The 25,801-nt window shown below is 46.4% G+C and carries 23 protein-coding genes; 6 read left to right on the top strand and 17 right to left on the bottom strand.

Going from position 1 to position 25,801, the window contains the following annotated elements; translation table 11 throughout:
- Positions 1-155: 155 nt before the first annotated feature.
- The 16 genes from L2082_RS01775 to tolQ all read right to left on the bottom strand — a co-directional run bounded on the left by L2082_RS01775 (position 156) and on the right by tolQ (position 16,665).
- Positions 156-1,973 carry an AAA family ATPase gene (locus L2082_RS01775; RefSeq protein WP_446011393.1) on the bottom strand — a complete coding sequence of 606 codons (1,818 nt, stop codon included), beginning with the start codon at positions 1,971-1,973 and terminating at the stop codon, positions 156-158.
- Complete coding sequence (dndC, locus tag L2082_RS01770) at positions 1,970-3,295, bottom strand: DNA phosphorothioation system sulfurtransferase DndC (RefSeq protein ID WP_446011392.1); 1,326 nt, start codon at positions 3,293-3,295, stop codon at positions 1,970-1,972. The genes L2082_RS01775 and dndC overlap by 4 nt, the downstream gene beginning before the upstream one ends.
- A gap of 31 nt (positions 3,296-3,326) precedes the next feature.
- On the bottom strand, positions 3,327-4,130 hold the full coding sequence (locus tag L2082_RS01765) for an Rpn family recombination-promoting nuclease/putative transposase (protein WP_446011391.1): 804 nt from the start codon (positions 4,128-4,130) through the stop codon (positions 3,327-3,329).
- A gap of 25 nt (positions 4,131-4,155) precedes the next feature.
- The gene (locus L2082_RS01760) at positions 4,156-4,956 is read right to left on the bottom strand and encodes a PD-(D/E)XK nuclease family transposase (protein ID WP_446011390.1); all 801 of its coding nucleotides are present in this window, start codon (positions 4,954-4,956) and stop codon (positions 4,156-4,158) included.
- Positions 4,957-4,981: 25 nt separating this feature from the next.
- Positions 4,982-5,806, bottom strand: a complete 825-nt coding sequence (locus L2082_RS01755; protein WP_446010616.1) for an Rpn family recombination-promoting nuclease/putative transposase — start codon at positions 5,804-5,806, stop codon at positions 4,982-4,984.
- 126 nt (positions 5,807-5,932) lie between these two features.
- Positions 5,933-6,550: an anthranilate synthase component II gene (locus L2082_RS01750; RefSeq protein WP_446010615.1), complete on the bottom strand. Its 618-nt coding sequence runs from the start codon at positions 6,548-6,550 to the stop codon at positions 5,933-5,935.
- Positions 6,551-6,552: 2 nt separating this feature from the next.
- Positions 6,553-8,058, bottom strand: a complete 1,506-nt coding sequence (gene trpE, locus L2082_RS01745; RefSeq protein WP_446010614.1) for an anthranilate synthase component I — start codon at positions 8,056-8,058, stop codon at positions 6,553-6,555.
- 110 nt (positions 8,059-8,168) lie between these two features.
- Positions 8,169-8,441: a 30S ribosomal protein S20 gene (gene rpsT, locus L2082_RS01740; RefSeq protein ID WP_446010613.1), complete on the bottom strand. Its 273-nt coding sequence runs from the start codon at positions 8,439-8,441 to the stop codon at positions 8,169-8,171.
- A 500-nt stretch (positions 8,442-8,941) separates the two neighbouring features.
- Positions 8,942-10,156, bottom strand: a complete 1,215-nt coding sequence (locus L2082_RS01735; protein ID WP_446011389.1) for a pentapeptide repeat-containing protein — start codon at positions 10,154-10,156, stop codon at positions 8,942-8,944.
- Positions 10,157-10,202: 46 nt separating this feature from the next.
- Entirely contained in the window at positions 10,203-10,673 is a 471-nt protein-coding gene (locus L2082_RS01730) for an SH3 domain-containing protein (protein ID WP_446011388.1), read from the bottom strand.
- A 76-nt stretch (positions 10,674-10,749) separates the two neighbouring features.
- Entirely contained in the window at positions 10,750-11,487 is a 738-nt protein-coding gene (locus L2082_RS01725) for a TlyA family RNA methyltransferase (protein WP_446011387.1), read from the bottom strand.
- 14 nt (positions 11,488-11,501) lie between these two features.
- A complete protein-coding gene (locus L2082_RS01720; RefSeq protein ID WP_446011386.1) occupies positions 11,502-12,716 on the bottom strand; it encodes a tetratricopeptide repeat protein in 1,215 nt (404 codons plus the stop codon).
- Positions 12,717-12,777: 61 nt separating this feature from the next.
- On the bottom strand, positions 12,778-14,079 hold the full coding sequence (gene tolB / locus L2082_RS01715) for a Tol-Pal system beta propeller repeat protein TolB (RefSeq protein WP_446011385.1): 1,302 nt from the start codon (positions 14,077-14,079) through the stop codon (positions 12,778-12,780).
- A gap of 123 nt (positions 14,080-14,202) precedes the next feature.
- Positions 14,203-15,453, bottom strand: a complete 1,251-nt coding sequence (gene tolA / locus L2082_RS01710; RefSeq protein ID WP_446008881.1) for a cell envelope integrity protein TolA — start codon at positions 15,451-15,453, stop codon at positions 14,203-14,205.
- Between the two features lie 36 nt (positions 15,454-15,489).
- Complete coding sequence (tolR, locus tag L2082_RS01705; protein ID WP_446008892.1) at positions 15,490-15,909, bottom strand: protein TolR; 420 nt, start codon at positions 15,907-15,909, stop codon at positions 15,490-15,492.
- 63 nt (positions 15,910-15,972) lie between these two features.
- Positions 15,973-16,665, bottom strand: a complete 693-nt coding sequence (gene tolQ / locus L2082_RS01700) for a protein TolQ (RefSeq protein ID WP_446008882.1) — start codon at positions 16,663-16,665, stop codon at positions 15,973-15,975.
- Between the two features lie 356 nt (positions 16,666-17,021).
- On the opposite strand from tolQ, the gene L2082_RS01695 reads away from it, so the two are divergent.
- A complete protein-coding gene (locus L2082_RS01695) occupies positions 17,022-17,933 on the top strand; it encodes an NAD(P)/FAD-dependent oxidoreductase (protein WP_446008883.1) in 912 nt (303 codons plus the stop codon).
- Positions 17,934-18,013: 80 nt separating this feature from the next.
- Here L2082_RS01695 and L2082_RS01690 read toward each other — a convergent pair whose 3' ends face one another.
- Positions 18,014-18,382 (bottom strand): nitrous oxide-stimulated promoter family protein, encoded by a 369-nt coding sequence (locus L2082_RS01690; RefSeq protein WP_446008884.1) that lies wholly within the window; start codon positions 18,380-18,382, stop codon positions 18,014-18,016.
- Positions 18,383-18,589: 207 nt separating this feature from the next.
- Between L2082_RS01690 and L2082_RS01685 the strand changes: the two genes are divergently transcribed.
- The 5 genes from L2082_RS01685 to L2082_RS01665 all read left to right on the top strand — a co-directional run bounded on the left by L2082_RS01685 (position 18,590) and on the right by L2082_RS01665 (position 25,466).
- Positions 18,590-19,852: an ABC transporter substrate-binding protein gene (locus L2082_RS01685; protein WP_446008885.1), complete on the top strand. Its 1,263-nt coding sequence runs from the start codon at positions 18,590-18,592 to the stop codon at positions 19,850-19,852.
- Positions 19,853-19,861: 9 nt separating this feature from the next.
- A complete protein-coding gene (locus tag L2082_RS01680; RefSeq protein WP_446008886.1) occupies positions 19,862-21,715 on the top strand; it encodes a sensor histidine kinase in 1,854 nt (617 codons plus the stop codon).
- Between the two features lie 97 nt (positions 21,716-21,812).
- Positions 21,813-22,271 carry a response regulator gene (locus L2082_RS01675; protein ID WP_446008887.1) on the top strand — a complete coding sequence of 153 codons (459 nt, stop codon included), beginning with the start codon at positions 21,813-21,815 and terminating at the stop codon, positions 22,269-22,271.
- Positions 22,264-24,894, top strand: coding sequence for a PAS domain S-box protein (locus L2082_RS01670; RefSeq protein WP_446011384.1), 2,631 nt, complete (start codon positions 22,264-22,266; stop codon positions 24,892-24,894). The genes L2082_RS01675 and L2082_RS01670 overlap by 8 nt, the downstream gene beginning before the upstream one ends.
- Positions 24,864-25,466 carry a response regulator gene (locus tag L2082_RS01665; RefSeq protein ID WP_446008889.1) on the top strand — a complete coding sequence of 201 codons (603 nt, stop codon included), beginning with the start codon at positions 24,864-24,866 and terminating at the stop codon, positions 25,464-25,466. Before L2082_RS01670 ends, L2082_RS01665 begins: the two co-directional genes overlap by 31 nt.
- Positions 25,467-25,801: the final 335 nt, after the last annotated feature.

Genomic DNA, 25,801 nt, shown 5'->3' with positions numbered 1-25,801 from the left:
TTATCTATTTTTCGCAACTCTTCTCTGGATAGGTGCATGCGAACTCAGAACGTGGATAGATCTCGTAAAAAACGTTGTGACCCTTAAACTATCGTGATCTTCTTTTTTTGTCCAATCTTTTTTTGTGAGGAATGAGGGGGGTGAACGGTTACGTCCTAAAATGTGGGTCCATTATAACCCGAGCAAGTTTTCAGTGCCCATAATAAAGAAGTAGCTGCCAGCTGTTTCATCCCCGCAGACAAATTGCCCATTCCAACTGGTAAACCATCTTTATCTTGATAATGAACACCGAAATTATCATCTACCGCAATATGCTGAATCAGCACATTTGAAGTCATGAGCTGTTTGAAGTACTGATTTATAAACTTTCCGAGTTCATCCTTTCGCTGCTTTTTCAAGCGATCTTTATATTCATTGAAAAATCTTTGCACCTCACGAGCCTTATCAATCTTCTTTCTAAAAATTTTAGTAACCTCTAGTGATTGCTCCTTTCTACCAATCTCTCTCTTTAGCTCTTCAATTTTTTTAATAAAACCATCTTCCCTGCTATTAACTTTTCCTAATTGATAAACCAACTCGTCACGTTCACTCCTTTTTTCTTTAAGAACGACTTTCCGCTGCTCGTAATCTTGTTTTTCATCTGCTGATAATCCACCGATATTTTGTACTTCTTCATCCAATTGATAAATTTTCTTCTTTACAGCTTGCAATTGATCAAATGCCTTTTTTCTTTCTACACGTAGAAGGCGACTGTCCAAATAGGGCTGTATGCATTCTTGTAAGATGTTAGCGTCCGCTATATTCAAAGGGAAGAAGGAACTATTTACTCCCCTTCTCTGACCCTGTGTATACTCCTCAAGTTTTCTGATCAATTTTTCTTTATAAAACCCTTTTTGTTCTTCAGAAAGCGGCAACACTGGATTAAGAGGAAATGGTGGACGGTCAAAGATATCATCCGGTAAAAAATCTCGGAGTTGTTCCACCAAGGAATTATCCTGTACGCTATTCTCTGCAAGTAGCTTGTTCAATTCGCCCTGAACTTTGCTCAACAGTTTCTCATTCGCCAGCAGGACAATATCATACGGTAATTCCTCACCTATCTCATTGACAAGCTCTTCCTTTTCCTGCTGGAGTTCTTTAATCCTTCGTTTAACACTAACTTCATCCTGCTGACTTATAAAACTGCGGGAACTCTCCTGCCTTTCCTGCAATTGAGCAATTTCCTCTTCCAACTGTTCAAGATCGTATTGTATCTCTTTTTTCTGCTGCAATTCGGCCTGAATCTTTTTCGCCACAATGCGGTAGTCATTCTTTGCCTTTTCCAGTTCCGCTTCTGCCGCCTGATCTAATGCTCCGTCGCTTCGCCAATCTGCAATGGCAGCTTTCAGAGCTTCCCGGAGATTATTCACATGGGAAATATTTAACAGCCGCTCTATATGCTCTGCGGTTCGAGCAATATTCGCTGAAGCCAACTCCTGGATTTTTTCCCCATCAAAAAAGAAAAACGGCACATATTCTTCAGGCAAGCGCTTATCCAAAAAGGATTGCGCTTCCTCATTTTTCAAAACCTTGGAGGAGACCCTGATGCTCAACTGTTCATCATATCGATCGTTTTGTACAATCCACTCTCGACGAGCAATTACTTGCTCACTATTTTCTCTCCATATTATCTCAACGCTGCATAAGGCGTTATCCGCCTTGGCACGGCGGTTGATAATTCCCCACCAGTCATCGCCTGAGCCTATAACATAGCGCTTTGGAGAGGGCCTTCGTTGACTTTGTACTTCTGAACGCAGATCATCGGTCACGCCAGTAAAAAGCAATTTTATCGAATTAAGAAAGCTGGTCTTACCAAACCCGTTTCTCCCGCTGATCAAAACAATATTTTTCTGATCGGTTTTTCCGGTAAGATCAAAAATAGATTCTCCATAATAGGAAAACATATTGTTAAGGATAATTTTTTCAAAAATCATTGTTCCGCCGCTTCTGCCGCTGTAACGGCATGTTCAATGACCTTTTGAACATCGCGTACCAATGCCTTTTTATTCCCAAGCAAGTTTGAAGGCGGATATTTCTGGACAACCAAGTTCATCAATTCATAAACCCATTGTTCGTTAATTTCATGTTCGGCAGCCAGCTCAAGTAAAAGTTCATCCCTTTTATCACGCTGAATTTCCATCAAATCACCCTCCAATTGTTTTATGTTCCGGCCATATTTTTTTGCCAGTTCAAAAACCAATGTTCCACGGGTATCAAAATCTTCTGCCCATTGTAGCTGAATATGGGCCAGCTCATCATCATTGATAAGACGTTGCTTCGTATCCACCTCCAACTGTAACAATTCCGCAAGTATTTTCTGTCGCGCCTCTGGTGTAAACGGCCCTTTGCCGCCCGGAGCAGGGCTTCCGTCTCTTCGCTGGTTCATCCGCATCGAAGGATTAGGGCGTATATCATTTCTTAAACGATTTCTGAAATCATACAAAGGAGTAAGTTCGGTCGCGCCGGAATCAATAAAGCCCTTCATGGACTTATCTTCCCTAACCACCGTACAGGTCCAGCACCCGAACCGGCTGTTGCCACAGGATTGCGTGTTTAAATCCAAAGCGACCGGGCATTCACCGCCACTGGCCTGCCGATAGAGATTTAACATGAATTTATGGTCTATCCCCCAAGGTGCCGGATTGTTTGTAAACAAATAATCCCAGACCGAATCGGTATCCCAATAGGCAATGGGCGACATAATCAAGGCGTCGGGAATATCTTCATGAGAATGGAGGCCGCGACTGGTGTACTCGCGTGCCTGAATGGTCTTAGCACGATTGGAACTCTCTGATTTTCTCACACCAATCAGAATGATTACCCCGCCATGTTCTTTGACAATCCTATCAATCACCCTCCGGCTCGGCTTGATCTTCATTTTTGTGGTACACCAACGGAAGCTGGAAGTCGGTGTCGGATACCCCTTCCCTATGACATTAAACCAGAAGCTCTCCTTGGGTGTCGGCTGAACAATATGAACAAAGAGAGGAAAACGGCATTGCTTGGCATGTATTTTAAGTTGCTGCAAACTCGTGTGAATATAATCGGCAATGTTCGGCGGTTCCACACGGGTGTCAGAACAGACAATGTGAACGGGTTTTACCGCCTTATCGCCCAGTTCAAGCAACAGCTCATACACCAGCTGCAAAACCAACGTCGAATCTTTGCCCCCGGAAAAAGCGACAACCCACGGCCTATCATCAGCAAGATAGTTGCTACGTAAAGCATCACGGGTTTCCTGTAATAATTCTTTCAATGCGTCACCAAAAAAATCAACAATATACAATTCATCCTTTCTCCAACCTCGCTATCTCCTCCGCCGACAAACCGGTAGCCTCAGCCACAAGTTCAAGAGCAACTCCTTCGCGCATCAAATTTTTCGCAATCAGCCGTTTTGCCTCCTTTTCCCCCTCTTTGACCCCCTCTTCAAATTTCGTCTGCTGAAGCTCCTCCTGATGATATTCTTCTATCATTCTGGCCCGTTCCTCCGGCGATAGATGATCCCGACGAATGGACTCAAACAGCTTCTGGATAACGCCCTGAGCATACAGGCTCTCATCCACTTCTTCATCCAGAGTGTCGTCAATAGCCCGCAGCCATTCACGGTACGGCTCCGGTGTTGCTTCGGAAACGTATTTCGGACAGAGATAGATAACCTTATGTGAGACTTCCTGAAGCGGCTTGCCTGCCAAATCATGGGGATCAAAATCAACCACTGCAATATCCCGCTGATGACGGTCACCCGAGGTGAGGACAACCACGGTGTACACCGTCAAGGGAGGACGATAATTTTTAGAGCTTGCTACCTGTTCCAATAAGGCCGCGCAATGATAATAGAGAAAGCGGTCATAATGGTCGTTCAGTCGGGCATGCTGGATATCGACAATAAGCCGATGCTCACTGTCTTCGGCAAAGAGATCAAAGCGGGGTTTGACGTGGCCGATGGGCGGATCAAATTCTTTTTCCGTCTCCACATGGTCAATACTGATGGGCCGACCGATCATAGCCTGAGCAAAGGCCGTGAAAATTTCCGGGTCACAAAAAGCCTTTTTAAAAACAACTCCGTACTTCAGGGATGCTACTTTTTTCATATACGTTCACCAAGGTCATCTTTCATCATGAATTCCGGTCTGTTTCCAAAGCCGTTATCTCCTCCGCTGACAACCCGGTGGCCCTGACCACAAGCTCCGTGGAGACTCCATCCATCAGTAAATTCTTTGCAATCAACCGTTTTTCTTCCTTTCTGCCCTCTTCAAATTTCGTCTGCTGAAGCTCCTCCTGATGATATTCTTCTATCATTCTGGCCCGTTCCTCCGGCGATAGATGATCCCGACGAATGGACTCAAACAGCTTCTGGATAACGCCCTGAGCATACAGGCTTTCATCCACCTCTTCATCCAGAGTATCGTCAATAGCCCGCAGCCATTCACGGTACGGCTCCGGTGTTGCTTCAGAAACATATTTTGGGCAGAGATAGATTACCTTATGGGAAACTTCCTGAAGCGGCTTGCCTGCCAAGTCATGGGGATCAAAATCAACTACCGCAATATCCCGCTGATGACGGTCACCCGAGGTGAGGACTACCACGGTGTACACCGTCAGGGGAGGACGATAATTTTTAGAGCTTGCTACCTGCTCCAATAAGGCCGCACAGTGATAATACAAAAAACGATCATAATGGTCGTTCAGCCGGGCATGCTGGATATCAACAATAAGCCGATGCTCACTGTCTTCGGCAAAGAGATCAAAGCGAGGTTTGACGTGGCCGATAGGCGGATCAAATTCTTTTTCCGTCTCCACATGATCAATGCTGATGGGGCGACCGATCATAGCCTGGGCAAAGGCCGTGAAAATTTCCGGGTCACAGAAAGCCTTTTTAAAAACAACTCCGTACTTCAAGGACGCTACTTTTTTCATATACGTTCACCAAGGTCATCTTTCATCATGAATTCCGGGCTTCTTCCAACGCCGAAACTTCAGCCATTGACAAACCGGTAGCCTCGGCCACAAGATCGGGAGCAATTCCTTTTTGAAGAAAATTCTGTGCAATAAACTGTTTTTCCTCCTTCTTGCCTTCTTTTTTCCCTTCTTTGACACCTTCTTCAAACTTCGTCTGCTGGAGTTCCTCCTGATGATACTCCTCAATCATCCTGGCCCGTTCTTCAGGCGATAGATGATCCCGCCGGATGGACTCAAACAGCTTCTGGATAATGCCCTGAGCGTACTGGCTCTCATCCACCTCTTCATCCAGAGTATCGTCAATAGCCCGCAACCATTCCCGGTACGGCTCCGGTGTTGCCTCGGAAACGTATTTCGGACAGAGATAAATCACCTTATGGGAAACTTCCTGAAGCGGCTTGCCTGCCAGGTCATGGGGATCAAAATCAACCACTGCAATATCCCGCTGATGACGGTCACCCGAGGTGAGGACAACCACAGTATACACCGTCAAGGGAGGACGATAATTTTTAGAGCTTGCTACCTGTTCCAATAAGGCCGCGCAATGATAATAGAGAAAGCGGTCATAATGATCGTTCAGCCGGGCATGCTGGATATCGACAATAAGCCGATGCTCACTGTCTTCGGCAAAGAGGTCAAAGCGAGGTTTGACGTGGCCGATGGGCGGATCAAATTCCTTTTCTGTCTCCACATGGTCAATGCTGATGGGCCGACCGATCATAGCTTGGGCAAAGGCCGTGAAAATTTCCGGGTCGCAGAAAGCCTTTTTAAAAACAACTCCGTACTTCAGGGATGCTACTTTCTTCATTACTCTTCACCTGGTTAAATTCATAGGAAAAACGTCCAGCCAACAGAGAAAGGCGAACCCAGAGGATCGCCCCAGGTCACCCGACATAAAGGAAAAAATCCTTCCTGTGCATCCCTCAGAAAAAATTCAGCCCTTGCGCATCAAGGCCGGATAATCCTTTCGCAGAAAATTATGGAGAAGAACCGGCCCCACACCGGTCATGATGGATTCTGGATGAAACTGCACCCCTTCAATATCAAGGGTCTTGTGACGTATCCCCATAAGCTCTCCCTGATCCGTATGGGCGGTGGCCTCAAGGCAATCCGGCAGGCTTGCTTCCTCAACAATCAGTGAATGATAGCGCATCCCGGCAAAGGGATTGTCCAGTCCGGTAAACACCCCGCGACCGTCATGATGCATGGGGCTGGTCTTGCCGTGCATCACCCTGCCCGCCCGGATCACCTTACCACCAAAGGCCTCGCCAATGGACTGATGTCCAAGACAGACCCCGAGGATGGGAATCTTGCCGCTGAAATACTGAATGGCTTCCACAGAGATCCCTGCTTCTTTAGGAGTACAGGGCCCTGGGGAAATCAACAGGCGATCCGGTGCCATATCGACGATCTCCTGAACCGTGATCTTATCATTGCGATAAACCCGGATATCCGGCTGCTGCCAGTCCGCAGGTGCACCCGGAGGAGCCGCAGCTAAGGTCTGAACAATATTAAAGGTAAACGAATCGTAGTTATCAATAAGAACAATCACGGCTATAACCCCTTTTCAGCAAGTTCAACAGCCCGACGTAGGCCTTGGGCCTTGTTGACTGTTTCCTCAAATTCCTTTTCCGGCACAGAGTCAGACACAATCCCGGCTCCAGCCTGAATCCAGAGATCGTTCTCCTTCATAATAAAGGTGCGGATGGTGATACAGAAATCCATATTACCGGAAAAACCAAAATAGCCCACTGCCCCGGCATAGGGGCCACGCCGGGCCGGTTCCAGCTCGTCGATAATCTCCATTGCCCGAATCTTGGGAGCCCCGCTCACTGTGCCCGCCGGAAAGCAGGCATCCAGCACGTCGAATTGATCTTTCCCTTCAGCCAGCTTGCCATGTACTCCAGAGACAATATGCATAACATGACTGTACTGCTCAACCACCAACAGATCACCAGTAGCTACTGAGCCGCCTGCCGCCACCCGGCCCACATCATTACGGCCCAAGTCCACCAGCATCAGGTGCTCTGCCCGTTCCTTGGGGTCTGCCAGCAGCTCCTCTTCTAATGCTTTATCTTCCTGTGGCGTGGCACCCCGCTTCCGGGTTCCGGCAATGGGCCGCAGCTCAATCTCACCGTCTTCCAGGCGCACTAAAATTTCTGGTGATGAGCCGATCAGGATAATATCATCCAGACGGAGATAGAACAGGTAGGGACTGGGGTTGATATGACGCAGGGAACGATAGAGAAGAAAGGGATCAAGCTCAGTTTTAGTATGAAAACGCTGGGACAACACCACCTGAATAATATCACCAGAGAGAATATATTCCTTGGCCCGTTCCACCATAGCGGAAAAAGTCGGCTCATCCATATTGGAGGTGAAGGTGTGCGCCGGGCAGCCCCCTACGTGTGCTGCCAACGAAGCAGGCAGCGGATTCCTGATCAGCTCAATAATCGTATCAATACGTTGGCACCCGTCCTGATAGAGTTTTTTGGCGTCACGAGCTTCCCCACCCTGTTCCGGCATTACAACATTGCAGACCACAGTCAGGGTCTGATCCACAGAATCATGAATAAGAACCAGCCGAGGGACAATAAACGAAGAATCCGGGAGGTCACGGGGAGGATGTTGATCCGGTATTGCCTCAATAAAACGGATCATATCATAGCCAAGAAAGCCCACTGCTCCGCCATAAAAACGGGGCAGGCCCGGTGCAGTGCTGGCATTGAACGAGGCCAAAAGGTTCCGTAACTCTGTAAAGGGATTCACCCCTTCTCTGACTTCTTCCCCAGAATTTGCCCCATGCCCTGCTTTACAAAGGGTTACGCTATCACTAACAGAAGAAAAAGAGAGCAATGGATCCAACCCGATAAAAGAATAACGTCCCCATTTCTCTCCACCCTCCATAGATTCAAAGAGAAAGGCATGCGTTTCCTTTTCCGCCACCTTGGCAAAAATGGTCAAAGGGGTATCAAGATCTGCGACAATTGTCCGATGAAGGGGAACAAGTCCGGCCTGTTCCATCATCTCAGCAAAGGCTTCCGCATCAGGAGAGTACATAATTATCTATCAACATGATTATCTGTTAACGAAACAAAAAAAGCCACGGAAGTCCAGCTTCCATGGCTCATAATCCTTCTTGCAAGCAAAGGATTCCCTGAAGGTATCAATCAGGCAATCGGCATCATACGATTAACGCGTCCGGTCAGCCTGGAAATCTTACGGGATGCTGTTTTCTTATGAATTGTCCCTTTTCCAGCGGTCTTCTGAATAACAGGAATCGCGATCTTCAGTGCTTCCTGAGCAGCGTCCTCAGCACCAGCTACCAGGGCTTCTTCAACACGGCGTACCACCGTATTCATTTTTGATTTATTGATTCGATTACGCATACGGCGTACCTGGGACTGCCTGTGCCTCTTCAACGCTGACTTATGATTAGCCATGAAAACTCCTTATTACTGTCTATAAAAAATCTACAAAATATAATTCCGAAAACTATCCTTTTGAGATAGCTACTTATTGCGAAAGAACACATGGAATTCCTTCAACAGAGCCTAGTGTCTGTTAAGCTCCTTGTGTAATAAAGTATACCGTATAGCTGATTAAATATCTCTTGTCAACTCTATTTACAAAGCAATGCGTTTTTCGCCTGCCGCCTATCATCTTGTTCGGGCAATATACTGTAAATCTTAGGAACAGAAGAACCGCACCGGAATCTTCCGAAAAGGTACCGGCTGATCTTCATAAAAGGTCACCACTGACCTTGGGTATAAGGTCACTGCTTATCTTTATGCAAGGTAAGTACGTACCTTCGGTTTAAGGTCACCACTGACCTCTGATATAAGATCCCTACTAACCTTCAGGACAGGATCGCCCCGGAATCCTTCAGCAGGAAAGGTTCTCCTCATCATCAAGATATTCAGATAGTCAAGACTATACTCTCTTACTTCTGTGCAGCCTCAAGCTTGGCACCGATTGCACCGGTAAACTCGGTTGAGTCAATCAAAGCGCCTTTCAATTGCGCACCGGTGAGGTTGGCGTTGGTAAAATCGGCAAGGTATAAATCAACTTTACGCAGATCCGCATTTTTCAGGTTTGCATCTGTAAAGTTTACCCCTTTCAGGTTAGCAGAGTGGAGATCTGCATCCTCCAGTTGTGCCCCACTGAGGTCTGCTCGTTCAAGATCCACCTCTTTCAGGTCTTGCCCCCGAAGATCAGCTCCGGCCAGGTCACAGGCCACACAACGCTTTTTTTCATGCAACTTATCGACAATGGCCTGCAATCTGGCTCGGCTTTGAGCAAAGGTCTCTACAGTATAGGTTCCTACTTGCTCAGCTGGAGCAACCTCAGAAACTTCAGCAACTTCTTCTTCAGATTGTACAGGCTCTGGTAGGTCCTCAGACAACTCTTCCTGCTGGGTTACAGCAGAATTCTCTGACTCTGGCACCGTCTCTATCTGCTGAATCTCCTCAAGAGGAACCAGCTCCTTGGGACGTACATTTGTTGCAGCCCGCTCTTCAATATCAGGTAATGTTACAGGGGGCTTTTTTTTTTCTTCTTTTTTCCGCTCCTGCTGAGGTTCCAGATCACCGCTCACAGGCGTTTCCGAACCTGATGAATCCTCTGATGCAACCTCTTCCTGTTTTTCTTCGATAACAGGAGATACTGGTTTCTCCTCCATTCCTGATGACATGGGATCCAGCTTCTCAGATCCTGCCTCATTGTCCTCTTCAGCCTGGGGTTGAGCTTCCGATTCAGAGGTTTTATCCTGAATAAGCTCCTTATCATGGATGGCCTCTTTCAGGTAGGCTCCTGCCAATTGGGCACCTGTAAAATCAACGCCCCGAAGATCCGCTCCGGCAAAATCAGCCCCTCCCAGCACAGCATTCTGCAACACAGCATTCCGCAAATCAGCATTGGATAAGTTGGTCAAACTGAGTTTGGCTCCAGAAAGATCAGCTCCTTGCAGATTGGCTCCTTGCAAATCCATTCTGGTCAAAGCAGCACCGCGTAAATTACAGCTTGGACATTGCTTGGTTGCGATTAATTGCTGCAGGTTTTCCCGAACCTCCTCTTCAGAGGAAGCCCAGGACGCAACTGCTGTTATGCCGCAAAGTAGCAAACAGGCACCAAGATATATATATGTTTTTATTCTCATCGCCTTCCCTCTACCGTTCTTTTCTGTGCAGAAAACATCATGCTGTTCAGCCAGCGTCTTTGGGCCAGACAAGATTACGGTATATCCACCCGGTCAGTTCAGGATGACGCACCTTGAACCAATTTCCTTCAGTTCCTATTTTTTTCAGGATAACATCGCGAACCACTTTGCCAATCTTATCATAATTAGTTCCTGGGCCTGACCGAACATTTCCATCATCTACTTTCACAATAACATAGGGCGTGCTGGAAACAAGACTTGCATAAATCCAGCCCTTATCATTCTCATAATCACTGACCTTAAACCATTTTGGCTCCCGTTCCAGTACCTTAAGCGGATAGCCAGCAGGCAGTTGAAAAAGGATCTCATGGCTCGTGGATGGGCCGGAACGAAGATTCACCCCATCTTTTGCAACAGAGACAAATTCAGCAGCTTCAAGTGCTCCAGACGTCATTATTGCCAGCACCGCTGTGAGAATACAAACTCTTACTCCCTCCTTAACAGTTCGGTATCGCATTACATTCTCCTTATTATACAACATTTTTCAAACTTATTTTTCAATACTCTCACTATTCTTAACACGGTCAACAGTATCAAAGAGCTGTAAAGTACAGCAGGAATTCCTGATTCCCCTTTGCCCCACAAACCGATGAAGCAACTTCTCCTTGACAATGCAGCCCTATTTCTCCGGCAAATTGCTTTACGGATTCAAGAGCCTCTTGATGCAATGCCCTGTCCCGCACAATCCCACCTTGCCCGACTTTATTCTGAGCCAGCTCAAACTGGGGTTTTACCAGGGCCACAATACGTACCCTTGGTCCAAACAAGGGGAGCAACGGTGGTAACAAGGGTTGCAAAGAAATAAACGAGGCATCCAACACAGCCAGATCCACAGGGTCTGGCACATGCTGACGGGTCAGGTAACGGGCATTTGTCCGTTCGTGCAGAATAACCCGTTCATCCTGGCGTAATTTCCAGGCCAGCAATCCATACCCCACATCCACAGCATAAACTCTGACAGCCTTCCTTTGAAGCAGACAATCTGTAAAACCACCAGTTGAAGAGCCAATATCAGCACAGATCCACCCCGCAGGTTCAATTCCTAACTGCTTCAGGCCACCAGCCAGCTTTTCCCCGCCTCGACTGACAAAAGCAGATTTTTTTTTTCTCAGTCGAATTTCGCTGTCTGCCGGAACAAGACTGCCTGCCTTATAATCAGTCCGTGTATTAACAATAACCTGTCCAGCCCCGATAATGGCCTGGGCTTTTTTAAGATCAACTGCCAATCCCTGCTCAGTCAGTAGCTGATCCAGACGTTTCTTTTTTGCCACGTCTTGACCTTTGTTTACAATCCTTCCATACGTTGCCGGGCCACTCCTGCTTCCCTGCTGTTGGGATAATCAGCAATCAGTTTTGTATAGATAATCTTAGCAGTCTCATGATCAGTGAGTTTTTCAAAAGACATCCCCTGACGGAGTAAGGCAGCAGCGCTATGAGGGTTTCTACTGTAATTTGAAATAACCTTCTGATAATCAAGAATGGCTAAATCATATTCTCCCATATTGAAAAGACATTCCCCCATAAAATATAAGGTCTTGGCAGCCTGATCATCTCCAGGACGACCAGCAAGAACCTGCTCAAAGGTTTTATATGCTTCTTTATATTCCTTGGCTTTAAACAGAGAAATCCCTTGACCCAGCAAACCATCTTCCATTACTGCCCCTGATCGTTGGTTTTGCGGACGATGCTCGACAACAGCAGCTTGCTGCTGTACCGGGGCTGCTTGTACCTGTTGCTGAGCCTGATGCACTGGCTGTACTTGAGGACGCGGTTGTTGCTGTGCAACGTTCACAGCTTTTTTCTGCCTTTCTGGGGTAATGCGGGGATGGGAAGAGGTATTAACAACCGGCTGATTAATCCTGACTTGGGTCTGTGGTTGTGGAGCAGCATCCACCACTGTGCCATAATTTTTCCGTACCTTTCTATTACTTGGAAGCAAGGTTGTCTTATTCCGGCTTCTCGCAGCCTGGACAGCTCGCCTCCTGGCCTCCTCTGCCCGTTCTTTTGCCTCCCGCGCTTTCTTTTCCGCTGCATAAACACTGGCCTGACCCAACCGCTTTATATTTCCAGATAATGTATCAATCCTGGTCTCAAGCGACTTAATAAGCTGCTCATTTTCCCGTCGAATCTGGGTGCTCTCAGAACGGATCTGATCACTTTCAAAACGAATCTGCTCATTTTCCCGTCGCACCTGCTGCAAGGCCTCTTCCAACTCGGCAATCCGCTGGGCATCCTGTTCCCTCATCCGATTGATTGCTTCCAGATTTTCTTCTGTTACGGTCCGCAGTTCACGGGTTTCCTCTGCAACAGTATCCAACTGGCTGGATGATTCAGCAGTTCGTTTCAATACCTGATTTGTCGTATTGGATTCAACATCCTTAACTTTCTGATTCATAGTACGGAGCTGATAATTTAATCTCCGCACATCATCCACACTTGCGCATTGGCAAAGCAGAAAAACCGAGCAACCGGCAAACGCAATAGTTTTTATATGTTTCATATCTCTTTCCTTATATGTACAGCTGAATTAAAAGTTTTTCTCGTATTTTTCCAAGAAATTATTACTTCATCCGGGGAGACCAGCGCGGATAAGACTGGTTGCCCTCCAAGGCAAACATGGGGCGCATCCCTTCCCCATTGGCCAAGGCAACATAAATTTCCATCTTGCCATTGACCTTGCGGGAAAAGGCTATCAACCTGCCATCAGGAGACCATGTAGGAGATTCATAGCTGCCAGCACCCGAGGTTATCCGGGTGGACTCACCGCCATTGACAGAAATAGTATAAATATGATATTGGCCTTGAACAAGACGGGTATAGACGATTTTGTCCCCTCGTGGCGACCATGATGGCTCAACATTTTCTTTGCCCTTAAAGGTTAAACGACGCGCCCGCATGGTTTGGAGATCCATAATATACACTTGGGGCCGACCGCTTCGGTCAGAGACAAAACATATTGATCGTCCATCAGGAGAAAAGGACGGAGAGACATTGATCCCTGCCCGCTTGGTGAGACGTTTGATAATATCCCCATCCATAGTAATAAGGTATAAATCAGGATTCCCGTCTTTACTCAGGGTAACAACAGCTGACCGATTATTGGGAGAAAATGCCGGGGCCAGATTCATTCCCCTACGCCTGGATAGAGTACGGGTCTTTTTGCTCTGATCCAAATCTGTTACAAAAAGATCCTGATTTCCCCGGTGATAGGAAGTATAGGCCAGCTGGCGTCCATCAGCAGTAAAGCGCGGCGAAACACAGAGATGATGATGCCGGGTTACTTGCCGAACCTTGCGACCAAACACATCAGAGATATAAACTTCTTTCCGCCCGGTTGCATCAGAAATAAAGGCCAAAGAACTTTGGGCAACCCCTGGTTCGCCAGTAAAGGCTTCAACCAGAGCATCAACAAGGCGTAAGGCCATCTCTTCTCGCTGATGAGCTTTCCCCTGGTAATTTCTTGTTGCAAGCATATCTCCGCTCGTTACATCAAGCAGACTGCCATCAATACTCATCCGTTCTCCTGTCAGGCTATACCTTCCAGTCACAACATAGTCTGCACCCAAACCGCGCCAGTCCGGCCTGTGCTGCCCCTCATAACGATGAGCATCCAGAATGCGGACAAAACCATGAAAACGCAACCCCTCTTCCAGTAATCGGGCAAGATCGCGACCTGTCGCTGTATTCTGATTACCTTCTCCGTTAACAAAAGATGGCACAGCAATAACAAGCTTACGTACTCCAGAGCTGGCAATATCCAGATAAATCCGTTCAGCTGAAGCACTGGGAACGAGAAAAAAGAAAGTCACCATCAGGAGTGAAAAGACTGCACCACTACCAAGCAAGGATCGAAAAAATTTCATTACATGCATGCCAAAAATAAGTGAGTTAAAACATAGGCAAGAAGTATATACTGCCCACCGAATAAAATACAATGTATAATCCTGCCACTGAAAAATCAAGCTAATGCCAACACTCCCTTTAGGTCAGAAAGCCAAGCCCTGGGGAGTAAAATTCAACGCAAATTCCAAGGTCGACTTATCAATCAAAACAGGGAAATCCGGAAAAGGTGCAGAACTCTGTAAGGCCTTTAGCACGGATTGATCAAAAATAGTATTGCCGGATTTCCGTTCAATCCGCATATCTTTAATAAATCCATCCCGACCGATAGTCAGGGCAACCATCGCTCTCAGATGAGGCTTTTTTTTAAGTATTTCAGGAAGTTGCCAGTTGCTGCTTATTCTCCCGTGCAACGAAGCAATATACTGCTTGAGCACAGCAGGGTTTCCCTGTTCACTCCCAGAACCGCTGTACACACCGTTTCCAGCCCATCCTCCTCTGCTATCAGCAGCCCCCCAGGAAGCACGGGAGGATATCGGAGTATTAAGGCTTGAAACCGCCTGAGAAACAGAGGCATATTCCCGTTTCAGTGCTGCAGCCTCCAGACGAGCCTGTTCCGCAGCCTGTTCTGCCTGACGGGCCAACCGAGCTGCTTCAGCAATCTCCCGTTCCCTGCGTCGCTGATCAGCCAGTAGTTCTGCCTGCCTTCTCTTTGCCGCTACTTGTTGCTGCTTTTTTTTCCGGGCAATACGTCTTTTCTCTTCCTCAGCAGCCTGTTCTCGCTTACGTTGTTCAACAAGACGTTTTCTTTCTAATGCGGCCAGTTGTGCCTGTCGTTCCTGTCGTTCCTGGTACTGTTGTTTTTTCTTTGCCTCTTGCTCCTTTACTTCAGCCAACCGAACATCCTCAGCAAGCTTTTTTTTTCGTTTAAGAGGACGTAGTGAGACCGGCTTGGCCTGGGCAATTGACTGAGGACGAATTTTCGGCTCAGGCGCAATCTCTGGTACAGGATCAGGAGTTTTCACCACCTTTTCAATCACTTCTGGCTTGCTGTCAACAGCTTCCGGTACAGGATCTGGTGCTTTAACTTGTTTAGGTTGAACAGGTTCAGGCTGTTGAGCAGGAAATTCCTTTTTCTTTGCCTGCGGCATCACAGCCTGCTGTTCCACCTCTGGAGCCGGGGCAGCAAGAGGCAAGGAGAGTAAATCTACTACAACCACGTTGTCCATCTCAGGCCTCTTCCCCGCATCTGGCAGAACAACAGCTCCCGCAAAAACAACAAGATGCAGTGCTACAGCTATATTAAAGGGAATCTTCCAGCTGGGCACCCGCTCTGGCTGTGCTAAAAAAGTCTCCCAATTATCGACACTGTACAAACCACTCATTGTCTTTTTCACGCTCTCTTCAAGGCTGTCAGATTTGTTTCAAGTCTCTTATTGCTCCTTGTTATCAGGCTCGGTCACCATACCCAGTTTTGCAAAACCAGCCTGTTTGATCTGGGCCATGACTTTGACCACGGTTCCGTAGGGTACATTTTTATCTGCCCGGAGATACACTGGTTCCTTTTTCACCTCCTGCGATTTTTTTTCCAGCTCTTGCCGCATAAGAGCTAGAAGTACCGGTGTTTTACCAAGGTGAATCTTTCCATCACTGTCTATCTGCACAACCAAGGGATCTTCTTGCTGGCGCAAAGCCCTGGACGTGGTCTGAGGAAGATCAACATCCACCCCCTGAGTCATCATTGGAGCTGTTACCATAAAAATAATCAGCAAAACCAGCATGACATCCACAAGTGGCGTCACATTGATTTCCGCCATTACGCCTTTTCGACCTCTACTCCTGGAAGATCCCATAGCACTTTCCAATGATTCCCTCTCCTTTGAGAAGGACAACAAAATAATTCTGCCTGAGCCCGGCTACTCTCTTGACAGCATATCACGTTCAACCAGATTTAAAAAATCAAAAGAAAAATTCTCAATATGTGATTCAAAATCAGCTACTTTATTGCAGTAAAAATTATAAAACACAACTGCTGGGATCGCCACCGCCAAGCCTGCAGCGGTAGCAACCAAGGCCTCAGCAATACCCGGAGCAACAACAGCCAAAGAGGCAGAACCATGGGCCCCTATTTCCTGAAAAGAGGTCAGGATTCCCCAGACCGTCCCAAACAGTCCAATAAAAGGGGTAGCGCTTCCAGTGGTGGCTAAAAAAGAAAGAGAACGCTCCAGTCGATCAGTTTCCACCAGTTGGGCCTTGCGAACCGCTCGCTTCAGATTATCCATTGAGGCCAGCTTGCTTTGCAGGGTTTCTGTGGGGACACGTTCACTGCGGGCTGCACTGATCTTGCGCAACTCATTAAAGCCTGAGACAAAGACAGAAGCCTCTGGACTGAGCGTAAAATTCTGTGCAGCCTCATACGCATTATTCAGGGTTTTTGATTCCCAGAAATCTGCTAAAAAATCCTCCGAGGCATAACGAGCCCTTGAAAATAAAAAATATTTGGAAATAATAATCCACCAGGAAAGCACGGAAAAAATAAGCAGGACAAGCATAACCAGCTTCACTACCCAACCGGCATGCGCCATCATGCTTAACACAGAAAGATTCACAAATTTCCCCCTACTGATCTGTTCATTCAGCTCTTATCAGTGACACTATTCAAACCAACGACGCTGCCCACTGAATAGCATTTCTTTCGCCGTTAAAACAGCTCTGCAATACGTGATTATACAGGAACTCAAGAGAATAAAATCAGAGCAACTTTATCCATTGTTTATCTTAAAAAAACATAGAAGGAGTATAACGGGTTCTGAGAATTATGTCGACCCTGAACTGAATATAGTGTACATAAGCCTGAATAAAATCAAACAAATTCTTTTCTGTTTTTTTTGCGAGTTAAACTTCCCTCTTGAAAAAACGAAGAAAAACATCCATAACGACCCATAACGACAAGAGGAGGTCTTTCATGTCGGATGCAATCTATGATGTTATTATTATCGGCGCAGGACCAGCAGGTATCCAGGCAGCCATTCATTCAACCAGAAGAAAAACCCATGTCCTGCTCTTAGGACGGATTGAAAATAGTGCTCTTTACCCGGCCCATGTAGAAAACTACGCCTGCATCAGCGAAATCCTGGACGGCAAGACCTTACTGGAAGCAGGTATGCATCAGCTTCAGCGTTTTGGCACCGAAGTACGACCTGATGATGTTTTAAAAATTGGCCAGGGAAAAAATGAGTTGTTCACTGTGGAACTGGAAAGTGGTGATACTGTCATAAGCCGGACCATCATCTTTGCCATGGGGGTCTCCAAAAATAAACTTTCCGTTCCTGGTGAAAAAGAACTCAACGGCATGGGAGTCAGCTACTGTGTTGACTGTGATGCCAACTTCTATCGCAATGATACCGTAATGGTGGTTGGTAACCAAAGTGCAGCCATTGATGGAGCATTAACCCTGCTTGATTATGCAGCCAAGGTCTATCTGGTGGCAGAAGAGCTGCAAGGTTCTGAGGCGATGCTGGAAAAACTTCATGCCAGTGACGTTGAACTCCGCACTGGTGACTGGGTACAGGAAATTACTGGTAATGACAAGCTGGAAGAGGTTCTCCTCAAAAATGGGGATAAGATACAAGTCGATGGTCTTTTTATCGAACTGGGATCCAAAGGAGCCCTTGAATTAGCCACCCAGATCGGCGTAATGTTAGACACTGAACGCTTTAAATATATTGACGTTAATCGCAAACAGGAAACCAATATCCCAGGGATTTATGCAGCCGGTGATATTGTCGGCCCTCCGTATCAGATGGCCAAGGCTGTTGGCGAAGGTTGTGTTGCAGGCATCGAAGCAGCCATGTACGCCCGAAAGAAACGGCAGTAGTCCGGTTCACCGTACCACCCCTCAATAAAGGGCGATCACCAGGGTCGCCCTTGTGCGCCCTACGAGAACCCCACTGATCATCACTCTTTCTTTCCTTTTTCCTCTATTGGTTTTTTTCGCAATCCATCCATAGCATGTCTCAAGGCCATGATTGGATTGGTCAGGATCATCCGGGGACCAACAACCCGCATCACCTTACGAATTTTTTCACGCATGCTTGGTTTATAGCAATGAACCTGACAATTGCCACAGGTTGTTTTCCCTTCCTGAAAAGGACATTGAGCAAGACTTTGCTCGGCATAGCGCAACAGTTCAGCACAATCCGCACAGAGTTCCTCGCTGTCATTATGTTTGAGCCGACGACAGTACTGGTGAATCATTACCGCAACCGTGTCAGCTTCGCGCTGCATTCGCCCAGACCTTTTCTTGATTTTTTTATCACATTTCATATCATCACCTCCTTATCCATTTTCCACCCCTACACAGGTCAAAAGTACGTGACAGCATACTATTCGTCAAGAAGAACCCTATAACAGGACAACGTCAACAACAAAGAAGATGAATTACTGATCGCATTCTGCTATCCTTATCCTTGGTTAAACCTCTTTCACCTGCCAACTACGAAAATAACAACCTGTTCCAATTCTTTTTCACCTATGAACCGCCGATCTTTTCTTAAAAAAAGCAGTAAATTAGGCGCAGCAGCTCTGGTAACAACAGCCTTTCCCAATATCATTAAGGCCCGTAACCACAAACCAACCATCCGCATAGTGGGAACTCATGTCACTCTTCAGGAAAAAATTCGCCAACAGGCAGAAAAAGATCTTGGAATCAATATTGAATTTTATCCCGGCGGAAGTGCCGAGGTACTCCTCAAGGCAAGTACTGATCCTGACTCCTTTGATCTCTATGAACAATGGTCAAACAGCATTAAAGTACTCTGGCAGGCCAGAACTATCCAGCCCATTGATACCGACCGCTTGGTGTACTGGGATGAAATCAACAGCCTGAGCAAAACCGGACGCATCACGGAGAAGGCAAGATTGGGCCTTGGCGATGCCCCTTATAAGCTGCTTTATGTCCAGGCAAATAACAGACTCGGTTCAAATGCAACCAGTCAAATTAGCTTCCTGCCCTATGTCCACAACACAGACTCCTTTGGCTATAACGCAAATGTGGTGAAACAGGGTATTCCCTATACCACAGAAAGCTGGGGCTGGCTCCTGGAAAAACGTTTTCACGGCAAGGTTGCTATTGTGAATGCACCAACCATTGGTCTGTTTGACCTTGCACTTGCTGTGCAGGCCCAAGGAGAGATGCAGTTTCAGGACATGGGTAATATGACCAGAGAAGAGGTGGATCAGCTTTTTGACATTATCATTACCAAAAAACGGCAAGGCCATTTTCGTGGTGTCTGGAGTTCTGTTCCACAATCAGTGGACCTGATGGCATCAGGTGAGGTTGTTCTGCAAAGCATGTTCTCACCAGGAGTGAGTACCTTAAACGGCATGAATATCCCCTGCATCTACGCAGCCCCCAAAGAGGGTTACCGGGCCTGGCACGGAGTTATGTGTCTTTCCCGCGCATGCTCAGGTGAACGGCTTGATGCTGCCTATGCCTTTATGAACTGGTGGCTCTCTGGTTGGCCTGGTGCCTTTATTGCCAGACAGGGATATTATATATCAAATCCACAACGCTCTCGTCCCTTTATGTCGGAAGCGGAGTGGGATTATTGGTATGATGGCAAACCTGCTGCAGAAGCACTGCGAGGAACTGATGGAAAGATATCTGTGCAACCGGGCACTGTCCGCACCGGTGGATCTTATATCCAACGCTTTGAAAATATCGCTATTTGGAATACGGTTATGGATACCTATGAGTATACCTTGCCGAAATGGAGTGAGTTTGTTCTTGCCTGAGAGAGAAAAATGGTATCGTTACTCATAAAAAACATCCCCCTGAAAAAAAGGATATACTCTGGCTATATCGTTACCGGGATCCTGGCCTTTATTATTGCCTTTCTCTCGTACGGTTCCCTAAGCACCTTAGCAGACAAATTCCATGCCGTTATCACCTTTAGCCGTCATGTTGAAAAGATCATCACCTTTTCAACGCATATGTCAGAGATGCAGCGTCAGGCTCTTATTTATACCTCTTCCGGCCATAATGCTGCTGGTGAGCGGGTTGGAGAAATTTACACACATATGCTCCAGGACATTGCCAGTATTCAGGGGAAAGAAAAACTGGATAGCTACGAATATATCCAGGAAGCAAAGAAATATCTGCACACCTATTATACAACCTTTCAGGAAGTTCGCAAGCAACGTGGCATTCAACAACGCCTGGTTCGGCAAGAGTTCCGCCAATATGCAACCAACGCTCAACTGCTCATAGAAGAACAGATCACTTCCTTACAGGCAAGTAATAGCAAAAAAACCTTGCAGTACTACAAGATGTTGAACTTCCTCTTGCAGATTGAAAAAAACGCTTACCGATATTTTGATTCCCTTGATAGTACTTTTATCTATTTAGCCACAGAGAACATCCAGAAAACAGGAAAGGTTATTGAAACCCTGTTAAAAGAGCCCAAAGGTGATCAGGCTCATTTGGAGGAAATAGCCAGAGTGCTTGCCCGCTATGAAAGCAGCTTTCTTGAGGCTGTCCAACGAACCCGTGGTTACCTGTATTTGGTCAATGTGGTTATGGCTGCTCAGGCATACGAGACAATCTACCAGGCAGAACGACTTTCCACAATGATTGCGAAAAACTCTGATCAACTTCAAGAACAGATGCTGGATCGTGCAAGTGCAATTTCACATTTTCTCCTTTTGCTCTCTGGTATCCTGCTCCTGTTTATCAGCGTGTTTTCTTTTCTGATCATCAAAAGTATTACAGAACCTCTTAACCGCCTGAGTCACACCTTCAGAAGGCTTGCTTCCGGATCATCAGAGGCTGAAATTCCCAAATATCTTCTCAAGGATGAGCTGGGCGAACTTACCAGAGCAGCAGGCAGTTTTAAAGAGAGAAATATTGCCCTTGAAGAGAGCAGAAAGGAACTCAGCCGCTCCAATGAAGAACTGGAACAATTTGTGTATACAGTATCCCATGATCTGAAATCCCCCATTGTCACGAGCATGGGCTTTATCAGTATTATTCGTAAACTTGCTGGTCAGGGAAAATACGAGCAGGCTGTGGATAAACTGGACAAGGTGGTGAAGGCCAATGAGCGGATGAGCCAGCTTATCAGAGACCTGCTGGAACTAAGTCGGGTGGGAAGAATGGATATGGATAAAAAAAAGATTGATCTCAATGAATTGCTCGCATCTTTTACTGAAAACCAGAGCATGCGTCTCAAAACAGAGCATTTCTCCTTTGAGATTACATCCAAGCTTCCTGTTCTCTATGCCAATGAAAGCAGAATTCTTCAGGTTTTTGAAAATATCCTTTCAAATTGCCTGAAATATGCATTGAATGACAAATGCGGAAGGCTGGAGATTCATGCTACTGAAGATGAAAAATGGTGGTATATTTTTTGTAGAGATAATGGCCCTGGAATCCCCACTGAATATCATGAAAAAATTTTTGGGCTGTTCTATCGCCTTGATTCCCATACAGAGGGAACCGGCGTTGGCCTGGCAGTGGTCAAAAAAATTATGAAATTTCATGGGGGAGATATACAGGTGGAGCCACAGCTCCAGGGAGAAGGTGCTGTTTTTCGTCTTACCTTTCCCAAGTGCCAGTCCGACACCTCTCATCAAGCAGGTCAGAACAGCAAAACATAATTCATATTTTGTTCCCCCAAAAGTGGCAAGATGGACGTTTATACAAACAAAATATATTGAGAAAAAATCAAAAAATACAGAAACAAGGGAGGAGTAAATGAGAGAGCGAAAAACTGAACAGCTTTTGTTGGTTGAGGACAGCGATGATCATGCTGAACTTGCCGAGTTCTATATTTCAGACTACAATAAAAAAATTCGGGTTAACCGCCTCCATGATGGGGCTGAGGCTATGACCTATCTGGAACAAATAGAAACGTCCCCTGAGCAAAACCTTCCCTGGCTTGTACTGTTGGATCTGAAACTCCCCAAATATGACGGTCATGAAATCCTGGCCCGGATTAAAAACAGCAAACGGCTGGCAGGCATTCCTGTGGTTATTTTTTCCACCTCCAATTCAGGAAAAGACATTAAGCGTGCCTTAAGCAGCTATGCCAATAGCTATATTGTTAAGCCTATGGAAGCAGATCAATACGGAGAAGTCATCAACGAAATCCTGCAGTACTGGGAATTAAACCAACACCACCTGGTACAGAGTACAGAGAAATGTGATGCATGACAAGGAGTTACACATACTCTTGATAGAGGATAATCCAGATCATGCGGAACTCTTTCAGGCTAATCTTGCCTTAACCGCTTATAGCAGGGCGCGGGTTCAGCAGCATCGAACCCTGGAAAGAGGGTTGGCCTCTCTTGAGACAGGCACATTTGACCTGCTCTTCATTGATCTTTCCCTTCGGGATAGTAGCATTAACGAGACCCTTGCGCAGCTCTCCTCTTTGGTTGCACCCTGCCCGATCGTTGTTCTGACCTCTTTGGATGATGAGCAGACCATTCTCAATATTATCAGAAAGGGAGCAGACGATTGCCTCCCCAAGTCCGAACTCACCGATACCCTGCTTGAACGCCTGATCCAGTTCAACCTGGACCGTTGGCAGCTCAAACAGCAGCTCGTAGAGAGCAGAGAAGCATACCGGGATCTTTATCATCGCTCTCCCAATATGCTCGGGTCTGTCGATGCTGGGACACGCCGGATATTGACCTGTAACCAAACCTTTGCAGACAGCCTTGGTTACACAAGAAAAGAAATTATTAATCGCAAGATAACAGACTTCTATCACCCTGATTGCCATAAAGAATTCAACCAAATCTTTACCATCTTTCTGGAAAAAGGCAGAGTCAGTAATGAAGAACTCCAATTGGTACGATGTGACGGCAGTCGGATTGACGTGCTGCTCAATGTCTCAGCTGTCCGGGATGCAAGTGGAAAAATACTCCACACCCGCTCCACCTGGATTGATATCACAGAGAAAAAAGCTGCTGAAAAACAACTTCACTATATGCAACGCCTGAACCGATTGATTATAGAAACGGTTCCAGACCTTCTTTGGCTCAAGGATATAGAGGGGGTATACCTGACCTGCAATCCCCGTGTGGAACAATTTTTCGGGGTACTGGAAGCAGACCTTGTCGGTAAGACAGATTATAACCTTATTGAAAAAGAGCAGGCAAAACGATTTCATGAACGGGATCAGCAGGCGATCGAAGCGGGTACTGCTGTGGTTCATGAGGAATGGGGAACCTTTGCAGATGACGATTCCAAGATGCTGTTGGAAACCATCCGAACCCCCTTACTTTATGATGACGGGATTGTTGCTGGTGTCTTAGGTGTGGGACGTGATATTACTGAGCGCTATGAAGCAGCTGAAAAAGCAGAGGCAGCCAGCCGGGCCAAATCAGCTTTTCTTTCCAGTATAAGCCATGAACTGCGCACTCCCCTGAATGCTATTCTCGGATACACCCAAATCCTGCTGCGGGATGATACCTTAACCGAGAAACAACATAACGGTATTCAAACCATTCATCGTTCAGGGGAACATCTTCTGTTATTGATAAATGATATCCTGGATATCTCCAAAATAGAATCTGGCAGGCTTGAAGTAATTAAGACAGAGATTCATCCCCTTTCTTTTCTTCATAATATAAAAGATATTATAGAGCTCCGCAGTAAGGAAAAGGGGCTGACTTTTCACTATGCCATTGAAGGCGATGTACCAAGCACCATTCTGGTGGACGGGTTACGGTTACGCCAGGTTCTTCTGAATTTACTTTCCAATGCTGTAAAATTTACTGAAACTGGCTACTGCACCCTGATCGTTCGAGGTGAGAAGACTGAAAATAACAAAGTGCTGTTAACCTTTTCCGTGGAAGACAGCGGACCTGGAATTGCTCCTGAAGATCAGGAGATAATCTTTGAGCCGTTTCGCCAGGCAGGTGATCGTCTACACCATAGCGAAGGAACTGGGCTGGGGTTGTCCATCAGTGCTCAGTTAGTACACCTGATGGGCGGTAAGCTGCAACTCATCAGCCCAATGAAGAAAGAAGTCACAGGGCACGGGGGACCAGGCAGCTGTTTTTCCTTCACCCTGGAAGTTTCGTCCCTGGATGAGAGGAGCGAGAGGATCAATAATGGAAAAAATCACCTGCAAGCAATAACTGGCTATACATCCCATGATAACCCGGAAAAAAAACAGCAGGTTCTGGTGGTTGATGAGACACCTTCCAACCGGGCAGTACTTCGGGATATTCTCCAATCAGTCGGTTTTATTGTCCATGAGGTCAAGGATGGTCAAAGAATTATTGAAAAATGCCGGGCAGTGCAACCTGATATCCTTTTGATGGATCTGCCCATGCCACTGACAGACAGCCTCCGTACAGGACATAAGATCACCCGTCATGAGGAGTTGGCTCATATCTCAATGATTGCAATTGCTTCCTTGGAAACCGAGGAGAATGGCCTCCGTCAACAATGCCTGGAGCACGGTTTCAGCGATTTTATCGGAAAGCCTTATTCAGTCAATAAGCTGCTGGAGACCATGGCTGCCCACCTGCCTATAACCTTACTCTATAGTACAGCCCAAAAACGCACAGTCCCGAAAGACTGTTCCCTGCCTGCACCAGAAGTACTGGATGAGCTGGTCAGCCTTGTTGAAATAGGTGACATCAACGGAATAACAGAAAAAATAAACGATATATGTGAGATGGATCCAGGAAAATATGCAGTCTTTTGCACCCATTTAAAAAAATATTCTGATGAATTTCAGTTTTCAGGATTATTAAACTTTATCGCAGCAACCCGGAGCAGTACCTTATGCAACCCGAACAAGACGCAATCCTTGTAGTTGATGATCAACCTGCCAACCTCAAGGTACTGCTTTCTTTTTTACAGGAGCATGATTACCGGGTATATATGGTGGACAGTGGGCAAAGAGCATTAGATATTCTCCCAAAAATCCAACCCGACCTTATTCTCCTGGACGTGATGATGCCGGGAATAAATGGTTTTGAGATATGCAGGAAAATCAAGGAAGATAAAAATCAGGCTACCCTGCCGATCATTTTTATGACAGCACTGGACAGTGTTGGTGATAAAATGGCAGGCTTTGCAGCAGGAGCGGTTGATTATATTACCAAACCTTTTCAACAGGCAGAGGTGCTTGCCCGCATTAATACCCATATTACCCTGCGAAAACGGGAAAAAGAGCTGGAACAGGCTCTGGAGGAGATAAAAACCCTGACCGGCATCCTTCCTATTTGTTCGTATTGCAAACAGATTCGCAATGATGAAGGCTATTGGCAACAGGTGGAAGAGTATATTTCCGAACATTCTAAGGCAATGTTCAGTCACGGGGTTTGTCCCAATTGTTACAAAGAGGCGATGGCGCGTATTGAAACGGAAAATATTTCAGATTGATCTCATTTTATGAACTTACCGGAAATACAAAAGATAGGGCCGCTGGAGATCAAAGCAGAGAGTTTTCGGATTATTGATCCGAGATCGGGCCTACCGAGTTTTCACCTCTGACCTGGTGATCGGTGTACCGATCGGCCTTGTCAATGCTGTGGAGTCCAAGGGTATTTTGGCAAATAAGCCCTACCCTTTTACACCTCATTGGGACGAAAAGCTGGCACCCCTGTGTAACCCCGTTCAGACCCCTCTCATTTTTTTACGCAGCAAGAGGCAGAGGAGGTACATCCAGACCCTGACGCCGAGCCGTGATAACCTCAGCGAGATATTTCCACGGATAG

The organism is Candidatus Electrothrix sp. (genome assembly GCF_052785085.1).
This window is presented reverse-complemented; position numbering and strand designations above follow the sequence as displayed.